A 12,458-nucleotide genomic window follows, 5' to 3' on the forward strand; every position below is an offset into this window, starting at 1 on the left:
ATCATAGGTGACGACGGGTACGCCGCGGGTTTCGAGCACTTCGAGCGTCTTCGGAATATCGAGGATTGCCTTGGCGCCGGCGCAAACGACGATGACACCCGTGCGGGCAAGTTCGTCGAGGTCGGCCGAAATGTCGAAGCTGAGTTCGGCGCCGCGATGCACGCCACCGATACCGCCGGTCGCGAAGACCCGGATGCCGGCGCGGGCGGCGGCAATCATCGTCGCGGCAACGGTGGTCGCGCCGGTGCGGCGTTCGGCAATCGCGAAGGCGAGGTCGGCGCGCGAGACCTTCATCGCACCTTCCGTCCTTGCCAGCTCTTCCAGCTTGGCGTCTTCAAGGCCGATATGCAGCACGCCATGGATGACGGCGATCGTTGCCGGCACGGCACCCTGTTCGCGGATGATCGCTTCGACGCTGCGGGCCATGTTCAGGTTGCCCGGATAGGGCATGCCATGGGTGATGATGGTCGATTCCAGCGCCACGATCGGCGCGCCACGCGCCTTGGCGGCTGCGACCTCGTTCGAATATTCCATCGGCAGGGAGGGAGAAGCGGGTTTGGTCATGGTCTTTCCTTGGGAGTTCTGCTGGCAATTGTCATGACAGCATTTGGGGAGCGGGCACAAGAGCCAGCGCCTGTTCGAGATTGGCCGCGGACATCTCTTCGGATGCGGCCAAGGGAGAGCGCAATGTGATTCCGGCGGCTGCGATGCCGTGCCGCAGGCATTCGTCGATGCCGCGACCCGCGAGGCGGGCGGAAAGGAATCCGGAAGCGAGTGCGTCGCCGGCGCCGGTGACGTCGGCAAGTGCCGGCAGGGCCGGCGGAACGGCGACGCAGACGCGCTCACCATCGAAGGCGACAACCGCACGACCACCGCGTGTCACCACGCCACCCTTTAGGCCTGCGCTTCGCAGCAGCGACGGCCATTCTTCCGCCTCGGCTGCGTCCTTGCCGGTCAGCGCTCGCGCCTCGGATTCGTTCATGAACAGGAACGACAGATATGAAAGGCACGAACGATAGCGGATGACCTTGGCGGGCGAAACCGCAATGCCGGCGACAAGGCGCCCGGTATCGGCAGCCGATTGCACCAGCGCGGCAATCGTTTCTTCCGGCAGGTTGGCATCCGTCAGCACGAGTTTGCTCGTGGCGACGACTTCGCGCAGAGCCCGCCGCTGCAGCTGCCGGGGAGAGAACAGCCGGTAGAGCTCCATGTCAGCGAGCGCGATGACCAGATTGCCGTTGTTCTCGAGGATCGCCGTGTAGCTCGGCGTCTGACGGTCGAGAAAGGTGAGGGGACTGTCGATGACGCCGGCGGCGGCCGCCGCTGCCGTCACCATCTCGCCAGCCGCATCGCCGCCACGCGTGCTGATCATGCGCACGCTGTGACCGAGGCGCGAAAGGTTGCGGGCCGCATTGAAGCCACCACCGCCGGCCTCTTCGAACCAGGTGCCGGGATTGCTGGACCCCGGTGCCGTCGTTCCCGATATGCGGCCGCGCCTGTCGATGTGCGCACCGCCGAAAACGGCGATTTCAGCTTCCGTCATGAATGTTCCTCTGCTTGGCCGTTCGGCCGAAATATCTGTTGGCTATCTGCAATGGCCGATGGCCGAATTCCAAGTACCTGATGCGCCTGACGTCTTCGTCGGCGGCGAATCGGCAAAGCCTTGCCGGGCAGGTTCGAAGAGGTATCCCTCGTCTTCGAGAACCCTTGGTTTCAATCCATGAACATGAACGGAACGAAACCAAAATATCGGTTGTTTTTCAATGTATTGTCCTGCTCTTGCAAATACGGAACAAAACATGTACAAAAACTCCTGCGGCGGCTTCATTGCCTCGGTAGCTTCAATAACCTAAAGGTGGACCAAATGGCACAAAACTCTTTGCGGCTCGTAGAGGACAAATCGGTGGATAAAAGCAAGGCACTTGAAGCGGCACTTTCCCAGATCGAACGTTCGTTCGGTAAGGGATCGATCATGAAGCTCGGTGGGAAGGACAGCATCATTGAGATCGAGACGGTTTCGACCGGCTCTCTCAGCCTCGACATCGCGCTCGGCATTGGCGGCCTGCCGAAGGGCCGTATCGTTGAAATTTACGGCCCGGAAAGCTCGGGTAAGACGACGCTGGCGCTGCAGACCGTCGCCGAAGCACAGAAGAAGGGCGGCATCTGCGCCTTCGTCGACGCCGAACACGCGCTCGATCCGGTCTATGCCCGCAAGCTCGGCGTCGATCTTGAAAACCTCCTGATCTCGCAGCCCGATACCGGCGAGCAGGCGCTTGAGATCACCGACACGCTGGTACGCTCCGGTGCGATCGACGTTCTCGTCGTCGACTCGGTTGCAGCGCTCGTGCCGCGCGCTGAAATCGAAGGCGAAATGGGCGACAGCCTGCCGGGCATGCAGGCCCGACTGATGAGCCAGGCGCTGCGCAAGCTGACCGCGTCGATCTCCAAGTCGAATTGCATGGTCATCTTCATCAACCAGATCCGCATGAAGATCGGCGTCATGTTCGGTTCGCCGGAAACCACCACCGGCGGCAATGCGCTGAAGTTCTACGCATCCGTGCGTCTCGACATCCGCCGCATCGGCTCGGTCAAGGAGCGCGAAGAGGTCGTCGGCAACCAGACCCGCGTCAAGGTCGTCAAGAACAAGATGGCACCGCCCTTCAAGCAGGTTGAATTCGACATCATGTATGGCGAAGGCGTATCGAAGACCGGCGAACTCGTCGACCTCGGTGTCAAGGCCGGCATCGTCGAGAAGTCCGGCGCCTGGTTCTCCTACAACAGCCAGCGCCTGGGGCAGGGCCGCGAGAACGCCAAGACGTTCCTGCGCGACAACCCGGATCTCGCACGCGAGATCGAGACGGCGCTGCGCCAGAACGCTGGCCTGATCGCCGACCGGTTCCTCGAGAATGGCGGTCCGGAAGCTGACGACGGCGACGACGCCCCCGAAGCATAAGCGGCCGAGGTCCGCTGAAGCTACCAACGAAACCGGTCGTCCCATTGGCGACCGGTTTTTTGCTGCCGTCTGGACAGTATGATACGTGAACGATAAAAGCCTTTGGTTCCGGCGACCGAGGGCGTTGGAGGGCGCGGCCATCATGGGTGGCTGCGGGGTTCAAGGACAACGGTTGATGGCGCGGCGATGGCCGCTGCCGGCCGGATTTGATGCTTAAGAATAGGACGCAAGATGAGCGGCGTGAATGAAATCCGGTCGACCTTTCTCGACTATTTCCGCAGAAACGGTCACGAGGTCGTGTCGTCGAGCCCGTTGGTGCCGCGCAACGACCCGACATTGATGTTTACCAATGCCGGTATGGTGCAGTTCAAGAACGTCTTCACCGGCCTGGAGCAGCGTCCCTATTCGACGGCCGTCACGGCGCAGAAATGCGTGCGCGCCGGTGGTAAGCACAACGACCTCGACAACGTCGGCTACACCGCGCGTCACCACACCTTCTTCGAGATGCTCGGCAACTTCTCCTTCGGCGATTACTTCAAGGCGAACGCCATCGAGCTTGCCTGGAACCTGATCACCAAGGAATACGGCCTCGACGCCAAGCGCTTGCTGGTCACGGTCTACCACACCGATGACGAAGCCTTCGACCTCTGGAAGAAGATCGCCGGTTTCTCCGACGACCGCATTATCCGCATTCCGACTAGCGACAACTTCTGGGCCATGGGCGATACCGGCCCGTGCGGCCCGTGCTCTGAAATCTTCTACGACCATGGCGACAAGATCTGGGGCGGACCGCCCGGCTCGGCCGACGAAGATGGTGACCGCTTCATCGAGATCTGGAACCTCGTCTTCATGCAGTACGAGCAGGTCACCAAGGAAGAGCGGGTCAACCTGCCGCGTCCGTCGATCGACACCGGCATGGGCCTCGAGCGCCTCGCTGCCGTGCTGCAGGGCGAACACGACAACTACGACATCGATCTCTTCCGCGCCCTGATCGCCGCGTCCGAAGAGGCAACCGGGGTCAAGGCCGAAGGCGACCGTCGCGCGAGCCACCGCGTCATCGCCGACCACCTGCGCTCCTCCGCCTTCCTGATTGCCGACGGCGTTCTGCCGTCGAACGAAGGCCGCGGCTACGTTCTGCGCCGCATCATGCGCCGCGCCATGCGCCACGCCCAATTGCTCGGCGCACAGGACCCGTTGATGTGGAAGCTGCTGCCGGCTCTCGTCGGCCAGATGGGCCGCGCCTATCCGGAGCTGGTGCGCGCCGAAGCGCTGATCTCAGAGACGCTGAAGCTCGAAGAAACCCGCTTCCGCAAGACGCTGGAGCGCGGCCTCAACCTGCTCTCCGACGCTTCTGCCGATCTGTCTGAAGGCGACCAGTTCAACGGCGAGACCGCGTTCAAGCTCTACGACACCTATGGATTCCCGCTCGACCTCACCCAGGACGCGCTGCGCGCCAAGGGCATCACCGTCGACACTGATGCCTTCTCGGCCGCCATGGCGCGCCAGAAGGCCGAGGCCCGCGCCAACTGGGCCGGCTCCGGCGAGGCGGCAACCGAAACGATCTGGTTCGAGCTCAGGGAAAAGCACGGTGCCACCGATTTCCTCGGCTATGACACCGAGACGGCCGAAGGCGTGATTCAGGCGATCGTGCGCGATGGCGCCGTCGTCGCTTCGGCTGCCAAGGGCGACACCGTCCAGGTGGTGCTCAACCAGACGCCGTTCTACGGCGAATCGGGCGGCCAGATGGGCGATACCGGCACGATCACCACGGAGGGCGGCAAGCTCACCGTGACGGATACGCAGAAGCGCGGCGAGGGGCTCTTCGTCCACTTTGCGACCGTCGCCGAAGGTTCGGTCAAGACGGGCGACGCCGCCCAGCTCGATGTCGATCACGCGCGCCGCTCGCGCCTTCGCGCCAACCACTCGGCAACCCACCTCTTGCACGAGGCGCTTCGCGAAGTGCTCGGCACCCATGTCGCCCAGAAGGGCTCGCTCGTGGCGCCGGAGCGCCTGCGCTTCGACGTTTCGCATCCGAAGCCGATGACGGCGGAAGAGTTGAAGGTCGTCGAAGAAATGGCCAACGAAATCATCGTGCAGAACACGCCGGTAACCACGCGCCTGATGAGCGTCGATGACGCGATCGCCGAAGGCGCAATGGCGCTCTTCGGCGAAAAGTACGGCGACGAAGTACGGGTTGTCTCGATGGGTCGCGGCGTTCATTGCTCGAAGGCCAACCGTCCTTACTCCGTCGAACTCTGCGGCGGCACCCACGTATCGGCCACCGGTGATATCGGTCTCGTCCGCGTCGTCTCGGAAAGCGCCGTCGGCGCTGGCGTCCGACGCGTCGAAGCCCTGACCGGCGAAGCGGCGCGCGCCTATCTCAATGAGCAGGACGAGCGCGTGAAGACGCTCGCCAGCACGCTGAAGGTTCAGCCGGCCGACGTGCTCGGCCGCGTCGAAGCGCTGCTTGACGAACGTCGCAAGCTTGAGCGCGAACTCACCGAAGCCAAGAAGAAGCTGGCGCTCGGCGGTGGCGGCGAGGCGGGTTCCGCCGATGCCGCCCGCGAGATCGCCGGCGTCCGCTTCCTCGGCAAGGTCGTTTCGGGCGTCGAGCCCAAGGATCTGAAGAGCCTTGCTGACGACGGCAAGAAGAGCCTCGGCTCGGGCGTCGTTGCTTTCGTCGGCGTGTCCGGCGACGGCAAGGCGAGTGCGGTCGTGGCCGTCACCGATGACCTGACCTCGAAGCTCAGCGCCGTCGACCTCGTTCGCGTCGCGTCTGCCGCTCTCGGCGGCAAGGGCGGCGGCGGCCGTCCCGACATGGCCCAGGCCGGCGGCCCGGATGGCGACAAGGCGGCCGAAGCGATAGAGGCCGTAGCCGTCGCGCTCGCTGGCTGATTGCCAGCGACAGCAGAATAGGAAAAGGGGCGTCCGTTGCGGCGCCCTTTTTGTTTGCATCGGGCAAGGCTCGCACAAATCTCAGTCGAAGCACGCGCGCAACTCCGCAGGATTTGTCAAATTGATCTATGGTCTACCGATCCGTGAGCAAAGCGCGAAAGGGTAGACATGGAAGAGCGGGTGACGTGGGCGACCTATGAACGGCGTCTGCACAGGGTCAGCGACTACATCTACGGCCATCTTGACGGCGATCTCGACCTCGATCGTCTCTCCGAGATTGCCTGCATGTCGCCGCACCATTGGCACCGCATTTACCGCGCGGTCCATGGCGAGACGCTGGCCGGAACGGTGAAGCGGCTGCGGCTGCAGCGGGCCGCTGCCGATCTCGCCCAATCCGATCTTCCTGTCGAAGCGATCGCGCAGCGCTCTGGCTATCCCAATCTCCAATCCTTCAATCGCACCTTCAAGGGAGCCTACGGGCTGCCGCCGGCGCGCTATCGGAGAGAGGGAAGCCATGTCGCCTTTGAAACCGCGTCAACGGAAGGAATCCCTGACATGTATGAAGTCACCCTCAAGGACGTCGACGCCTTCGATCTCGTCGGCGTCGCCCATAGCGGCTCCTATATGGAGATCGGACGCGCATTCGAAACGCTCTACGGCACCCTGTTCTCACGACAGCTGTTCCGACCGGAGATGGAGATGATTGGCATCTATCTCGACGATCCCGAACTGGTGCCGACCGACAAGCTGCGTTCCCTCGCCTGCGTCAGCGCGCGCGAACAGATGCCAACGGACGCTCCGTTGACAGCTCAGCACCTCGACGGCGGCCACTACGCCGTGCTGCGCCACAAGGGGCCCTATGCGGATATGCCGAAGGCCTACCAGTGGCTCTACGGCACCTGGCTGCCGCAGTCCGGCCGTGAGATCCGCGACAGCCTGATGTTCGAGAAGTACCTCAACAATCCCCGCGAGGTCGCGCCGACCGAACTCTTGAGCGAGATCTACCTGCCGTTGAAATGACGGGTATGGGTTCGCCGCGTCGCAATTGACGAATCAGCGGCCGGGCGGCAGTTTTGGTTCGGCGTGGCCTGCGCCGAACCTCCAAAGATCGTCCCCAGCACGATCCTTTCACGGAGGCAAAGGGACTTCTGTCTCGGGTCGCAAACCTGGTCCCACCGTTTCGGGTCCGGTTGCTGGGGAACTTGCCCGAGACGCGAAAGGCCCGTCATGACTGAAAACCGGAATTTCAAACGCCGCGTGCGCGCCCGTGCCGCCAAGACCGGTGAATCCTACACCACAGCACTCATGCATCTTCGCGATGCTTCGGTGGAAGACACACCGCCGCAATCAAGGGCGTTGCGCTTGGCCGTGGTTCAATCCGGCTATTTCGATGATCCGCGAGACGCCGCAGCGCTTCGCCTTGCCGGCGAAGAGATCCGGCACCTGATGCGGGCGGCACATCGGGCAGGAGCGCGTGTGGTGCATTTCCCGGAGGGAGCGACGTGCTTTCCGAACAAGCGTATCATGTCCGCTATCGGTCCCCGCGACATCGGCCCATCCGATTGGCGCCGGTTCGATTGGGCGGTTCTGCGCGCGGAGCTTGATGCCACCCGATCATTGGCACGGGACCTCGGCCTATGGACGGTGCTCGGATCTGTACACCCGCTCACCGAACCGCACCGCCCGCATAACAGCCTGTATGTGATTTCGGACAAGGGAGAGGTCGCGACGCGCTACGACGAACGCATGCTGTCGAACACCAAGATTTCGTTCATGTACACGCCCGGATCGATCCCGCTGACATTCGACGTTGACGGTGTCCGCTTCGGCTGCACGCTTGGTATCGAGTGCCACTTTCCCGAGCTCTTCCTCGAGTACGAGCGCCTGAATGTCGATTGCGTCCTGTTCTCGACCACTGGCGGCGCGCAACCGAACGATCTTGCTTTCGCAGCTGAGGTGCAGGGGCATGCGTCCAGCAATTGCTACTGGGCAAGTTTTGCCGTTCTCGCACAGCCGGGCCTCGCCGCTGCCTCGGGTATCATTGCTCCCGACGGCCAGTGGGCGGCGCGATGCACCGGAGATGGCCCTTCAATTGTCGTGGCCGATATCGGCAACGATCCCGGCGATCCCGCCCGACCCTGGCGTCGACAGGCGCGAGGCGGGATCTACGATCCGCATATCGTCAGCGACGACCCGCGAAGCAAAAGGCGCGATATGTTCTAGGCGTAGACAGCACCTCAGCCGAAGCGACCGAGCCTAGTGTGAAGCAGCCTGCGGCGAGGCCTTCCGCAGGGCTGCCGCCATGCGCGTGGAATCGCCCCAGGTCGAAAGCCAGATCAGGACGGTGGTGGCAAGGGAGATGACGGCGCGCAGGGCGTCAGCGAGCCGGTCTTCGCTCGAAAGCTGCGCCTCGGCGTGATCGAGATGAGCCAACTCTTCCTCGCGGATCGACAGGATGAGAGCGTGAAGGTCGGAATCCTTGCCCGCAAGAAAATGTAGCTGATCATCAAGGTGACGGTGCACGGCAGCTTCCACGGCTGCCGTGCAAGCCCATATGCCGCGGCGGCCGAAAAGCGCGCTCAGGAAGCCAAGCAACCAACCGCCCAAACTCCAGAACGGCATGATGCGGCAGGGGCGGGATCTTCGCGCGGGCATCGCCGCGCGAAACAGCGCGCAGTGCTCGATCTCGTGACCAAGCATTTCCGAGAGCATCGGCACGCAATCCCTGTAGAACCGACGAGCGACGGCAATCTGGGCACTATAAATGCGGATCGCGCCGAATTCCCCGGCGTGATTGACCCTGACGATGCGAGCGATCGTCAGGGCGTTGCGCGGGGAAATCGGCGCGATCATTTTTCAAGCTCTTTCGAGCCTATCAGGCGGCCATGGCCTTCTGCAGGTTCTCGTCGATCTTGTCGAGGAAGCCGGTGGTCGAGAGCCACGGCTGATCGGGGCCGATGAGGAGCGCGAGGTCCTTGGTCATGAAGCCGGCTTCGACGGTGTCGACGCAAACCTTTTCGAGCGTTTCGGAGAAGCGGGCGAGTTCAGCATTGCCGTCGAGCTTGGCACGGTGGGCGAGGCCACGGGTCCAGGCGAAGATCGAGGCGATCGAGTTGGTCGAGGTTTCCTCGCCCTTCTGGTGCTGGCGGTAGTGGCGGGTAACCGTGCCGTGGGCGGCTTCGGCTTCGACCGTCTTGCCATCCGGCGTCATCAGGACCGAGGTCATCAGGCCGAGCGAACCGAAGCCCTGGGCAACGATGTCCGACTGCACGTCGCCGTCGTAGTTCTTGCACGCCCAGACGTAGCCGCCGGACCACTTCAGCGCGGAAGCGACCATGTCGTCGATCAGGCGGTGTTCGTACCAGATCTTCAGTTCCTTGAACTTGTCGGCGAATTCGGCGTCGAAGACCTGCTGGAAGATGTCCTTGAAGCGGCCGTCATAGACCTTGAGGATGGTGTTCTTGGTCGACAGGTACACCGGAACCTTGCGCTGGATACCGTAGTTGAACGAGGCGCGCGCGAATTCGGTGATCGAATCGTCCAGGTTGTACATCCCCATGGCAACGCCGGCCGACGGTGCGTCGAAGACGTCGTATTCGATTTCCTTGCCGTCTTCGCCGACGAACTTCATCGTCAGCTTGCCCTTGCCGGGGAACTTGAAGTCGGTGGCGCGGTACTGGTCGCCGAAGGCGTGACGGCCGACGATGATCGGCTTGGTCCAGCCCGGAACCAGGCGCGGAACGTTCTTGCAGATGATCGGCTCGCGGAAGATGACGCCACCGAGGATGTTGCGGATCGTGCCGTTCGGCGACTTCCACATCTTCTTCAGCTTGAATTCCTCGACGCGGGCTTCATCCGGCGTGATCGTGGCGCACTTGACGCCGACGCCGTGCTTCTTGATCGCGTTGGCAGCGTCGATCGTGACCTGGTCTTCGGTCGCATCGCGGTTTTCGACGCTGAGGTCGTAATATTCCAGATCGACGTCGAGGTAGGGATGGATCAGCTTGTCCTTGATGAACTGCCAGATGATGCGGGTCATCTCATCGCCGTCGAGTTCGACGACCGGATTGGCGACCTTGATCTTTGCCATGAATATGCCTCGTAGTTTAAGCGGGACAGCGGGAGCGATGTCCCTTCCTCTCTGAAAAATCCTGTGCCCTATAGCACTCAGAACCGGCAAGGCAAAGCATGCTTGGCTGAAACTTTGGATGGAGGCGAAGGCGGGCGTCGACCAAGGGTTCGGCAGCACTTTCTGGGCCAAGCGGGCAACGGGCGTGAGGACGCGACAGGGTCGCCGCAGCACCTCGAGCGGCAGCATGTTGTAACGGAGACAGGCAGCAGGCTTTCGATGTTGCCGGCCTTGCAAAGATCGCTTCTGCCGCTATGCAGGAAGAACCGGCGAAAGCGGCGCGCGTCCCCAGGCGAGCGCGGACAGGCAAGGGCATCCGATGGCATTTCGTTCCCGTATGCGCGATTGGCTTCTTGCCAACGATCCGGCCTTCTCGCGGTTGCGACAGGCCTCACGCATCACCACGACGATCGTCGTTTCCGTGCTGATCCTGATGGCGGTCCATTATGTCATCGTGCCGCTGCCACCGGCGGCCTATGGCCTTGCCGCGTCACTGTCGATCGAGGGCGGACTGGCGGTGCGCGACCGCACGATTGCAGGGCAACGCGTCACGCGCATCATCGCTGTCCTCGTCGGCGTTTCGATGATCTGGCTCGCTTCGCTGCTCGAGGAATATCGTTACGTCTCGGACGTCGTCTTCCTGCTGATCATCTTTCTCGCGGTCTATGGCCGCTCGTTCGGCCCACGCGGCTTTGCCGTCGGCATGTTTGCCTTCATGTCCTATTTCACCGGCGCCTATCTCCGTCCAACGGCCGATCAGTTGCCGGCGCTCTTCTTCGGGGCCGCGGTGTCGGCGACGGTCGCCCATCTCGTCCGTACGCGGCTGCTGCCGGATGATCGCTACCGCGATCTGCTGCGCGCCGCGGCCAGCGTGCAGCGCCGCGTCGACCAGATGCTGCTGCAATTGGCGGAGATCGCCCGCAAGCCCGTGCTTTCCGAGGTCGACCGGCGTCGGCTGCTGACGGCCGAAGAGCGGCTGAAGGAAGCAGTGCTGATGGCCGAAAGCTTCATTCCGACCGAGAACCGGCGGCCGGGACCGGAGCCCGGCCTTGCGTCCTCGGATCTCGTCGTCAACCTCTTCGACCTGCACCTCGCCGCCGAAAGCGTGATCGTGCTGAGCTTCCAGTCGATGCCGCCACCGGCGCTGGTGGAGGCGATGCTGGCGCGCGATGGTGAAAGGATCGACGAGGAAATCGCGCGCCTTGGCGAGGCCGCTCCGCGCCGCGAAGAGACGGTGAAGGCGCTGCTCTGGCTTCGCAACGTCCGGCAGCGGCTTGGCCGCAGCCTCGCGAAGCTGACGCCGGTCGATCTCGAAGAGCCGCCAGCGCTTGAGGGGCGCGCGGCGACGCGCTGGAAGCCATCGCTTGCCGACCCGGCGCTGAAGACGGCGATCCAGATCACGCTTGCTACGGGCATCGCCATGGCCTTTGGCCTGATGCTCTCGCGCGAGCGCTGGTTCTGGGCGGTGCTTGCGGCGTTCCTGGTCTTTACCAATACGCGCTCGCGCGGCGATACGGCCGTAAAGGCGCTGCAGCGTTCAGCTGGTACGCTCTTCGGCATCGTGGTCGGCATCGTCGTTGGCACGCTGGTCGGCGGCAGCATCTATCTGGTGCTGCCGCTGAGCGCGCTTTGCGTCTTTCTCGCCTTCTATTTCCTGGCAGTCTCCTATGCGACGATGACCTTCTTCATCTCGGTCGTGCTGTCGCTGGTCTACAGCCTCATGGGCGTGCTGACCCCGCATCTCCTGCAGCTGCGCCTCGAGGAAACGATGATCGGCTCGATCGCCGGCGCGGCGGTTGCCTTCGTCGTGTTTCCGACCCGAACGCGCACGACGCTCGATGCCGCCGTCGCAACCTGGTGCGACGAGCTGACGGGCCTGTTGCAGGCGGCGAGGGACGGGGCCTCGGGGTTGGTGCTCATCACCCGATCGCAGGCGCTCGACCGGGCCTATCGCGATCTGGCTGCCGCGGCAAAGCCGCTCGGGCTTCCCTGGCAACTCGTCACGCGTCCCGGCCATGTCCGCCAGGCCCTGGCGATCTTCATGGCCTGCACCTATTGGGCACGGGTGTTTGCGCGGCGCGTCGGCACGGATGCAGACGTGGAGGGCACGGCATTCAAGGACGACATCGACGCCAATCTCGAACTCGTTCAGTCCGTGCGCGACAAGGCGTCGGCCTATTTCTACGAGGTCGGCCGGATCGGTGGACCGGTCGATCGGCATCTGCCGATATCGCGCGACGACGCGGAGCTCGGCCTTGAGATGATCGGCGTCTCTCTCAACCGCCTTCATCTGTAGTGGACTTTAATTTCCCCGGTATTTGTGCGAGGGAAGCGCCGAACGACAGGCGAAGGCACGAGAAAATGGCAGGTACGAACAGCGAACGCGAACTTCTGGCGGAAGGACCGGCGATCATCCTCGCCTATCCGCAGCTCGGCGAAAACATCGGCATGGTGGCCCGCGCGATGGCGAATTTCGGCCTG

9 protein-coding genes and 1 pseudogene are annotated in these 12,458 nt (G+C 63.1%); 6 read left to right on the top strand and 4 right to left on the bottom strand.

The window, feature by feature from the left end:
• Both I8N66_RS29850 and I8N66_RS29855 read right to left on the bottom strand, forming a co-directional pair.
• The coding region (locus I8N66_RS29850) for a pseudouridine-5'-phosphate glycosidase (protein WP_291161800.1) at positions 1-564 on the bottom strand (564 nt) is incomplete at its 3' end.
• Positions 565-595: 31 nt separating this feature from the next.
• A complete protein-coding gene (locus tag I8N66_RS29855) occupies positions 596-1,543 on the bottom strand; it encodes a carbohydrate kinase family protein (protein ID WP_291161803.1) in 948 nt (315 codons plus the stop codon).
• Between the two features lie 321 nt (positions 1,544-1,864).
• Here I8N66_RS29855 and recA point away from each other — a divergent pair, with 321 nt between their 5' ends.
• The 4 genes from recA (at position 1,865) to I8N66_RS29875 (ending at position 8,071) form a co-directional block, all read left to right on the top strand.
• Positions 1,865-2,953 carry a recombinase RecA gene (gene recA, locus I8N66_RS29860; RefSeq protein WP_113540060.1) on the top strand — a complete coding sequence of 363 codons (1,089 nt, stop codon included), beginning with the start codon at positions 1,865-1,867 and terminating at the stop codon, positions 2,951-2,953.
• 231 nt (positions 2,954-3,184) lie between these two features.
• A complete protein-coding gene (gene alaS / locus I8N66_RS29865; RefSeq protein WP_291161807.1) occupies positions 3,185-5,848 on the top strand; it encodes an alanine--tRNA ligase in 2,664 nt (887 codons plus the stop codon).
• Positions 5,849-6,028: 180 nt separating this feature from the next.
• Positions 6,029-6,868 carry a GyrI-like domain-containing protein gene (locus tag I8N66_RS29870; protein ID WP_291161810.1) on the top strand — a complete coding sequence of 280 codons (840 nt, stop codon included), beginning with the start codon at positions 6,029-6,031 and terminating at the stop codon, positions 6,866-6,868.
• 207 nt (positions 6,869-7,075) lie between these two features.
• Positions 7,076-8,071 carry a carbon-nitrogen hydrolase family protein gene (locus tag I8N66_RS29875; RefSeq protein ID WP_291161812.1) on the top strand — a complete coding sequence of 332 codons (996 nt, stop codon included), beginning with the start codon at positions 7,076-7,078 and terminating at the stop codon, positions 8,069-8,071.
• A gap of 33 nt (positions 8,072-8,104) precedes the next feature.
• Here I8N66_RS29875 and I8N66_RS29880 read toward each other — a convergent pair whose 3' ends face one another.
• The gene (locus I8N66_RS29880) at positions 8,105-8,701 is read right to left on the bottom strand and encodes a demethoxyubiquinone hydroxylase family protein (RefSeq protein WP_291161815.1); all 597 of its coding nucleotides are present in this window, start codon (positions 8,699-8,701) and stop codon (positions 8,105-8,107) included.
• 22 nt (positions 8,702-8,723) lie between these two features.
• A complete protein-coding gene (locus I8N66_RS29885; protein WP_291161818.1) occupies positions 8,724-9,938 on the bottom strand; it encodes an NADP-dependent isocitrate dehydrogenase in 1,215 nt (404 codons plus the stop codon).
• A 358-nt stretch (positions 9,939-10,296) separates the two neighbouring features.
• Between I8N66_RS29885 and I8N66_RS29890 the strand changes: the two genes are divergently transcribed.
• Together I8N66_RS29890 and I8N66_RS29895 are read left to right on the top strand one after the other, a co-directional pair.
• The gene (locus I8N66_RS29890; RefSeq protein ID WP_291161821.1) at positions 10,297-12,273 is read left to right on the top strand and encodes an FUSC family protein; all 1,977 of its coding nucleotides are present in this window, start codon (positions 10,297-10,299) and stop codon (positions 12,271-12,273) included.
• Positions 12,274-12,338: 65 nt separating this feature from the next.
• A pseudogene (locus I8N66_RS29895) lies at positions 12,339-12,458 on the top strand (RNA methyltransferase); the annotation flags it as partial.

Origin of the sequence: Ensifer sp. SSB1, assembly GCF_016652895.1 — a bacterium.
In the GTDB taxonomy this organism is placed as follows: Bacteria; Pseudomonadota; Alphaproteobacteria; order Rhizobiales; family Rhizobiaceae; genus Ensifer.

What these genes read in the sequence shown, in the direction of transcription:
- I8N66_RS29855 (WP_291161803.1), bottom strand. Translation starts at nt 1,543, where the DNA reads ATGACGGAAGCTGAAATCGCCGTTTTCGGCGGTGCGCACATCGACAGG.
- I8N66_RS29875 (WP_291161812.1), top strand. Translation starts at nt 7,076, where the DNA reads ATGACTGAAAACCGGAATTTCAAACGCCGCGTGCGCGCCCGTGCCGCC.
- I8N66_RS29885 (WP_291161818.1), bottom strand. Translation starts at nt 9,938, where the DNA reads ATGGCAAAGATCAAGGTCGCCAATCCGGTCGTCGAACTCGACGGCGAT.
- I8N66_RS29880 (WP_291161815.1), bottom strand. Translation starts at nt 8,701, where the DNA reads ATGATCGCGCCGATTTCCCCGCGCAACGCCCTGACGATCGCTCGCATC.
- recA (WP_113540060.1), top strand. Translation starts at nt 1,865, where the DNA reads ATGGCACAAAACTCTTTGCGGCTCGTAGAGGACAAATCGGTGGATAAA.
- I8N66_RS29890 (WP_291161821.1), top strand. Translation starts at nt 10,297, where the DNA reads ATGGCATTTCGTTCCCGTATGCGCGATTGGCTTCTTGCCAACGATCCG.
- alaS (WP_291161807.1), top strand. Translation starts at nt 3,185, where the DNA reads ATGAGCGGCGTGAATGAAATCCGGTCGACCTTTCTCGACTATTTCCGC.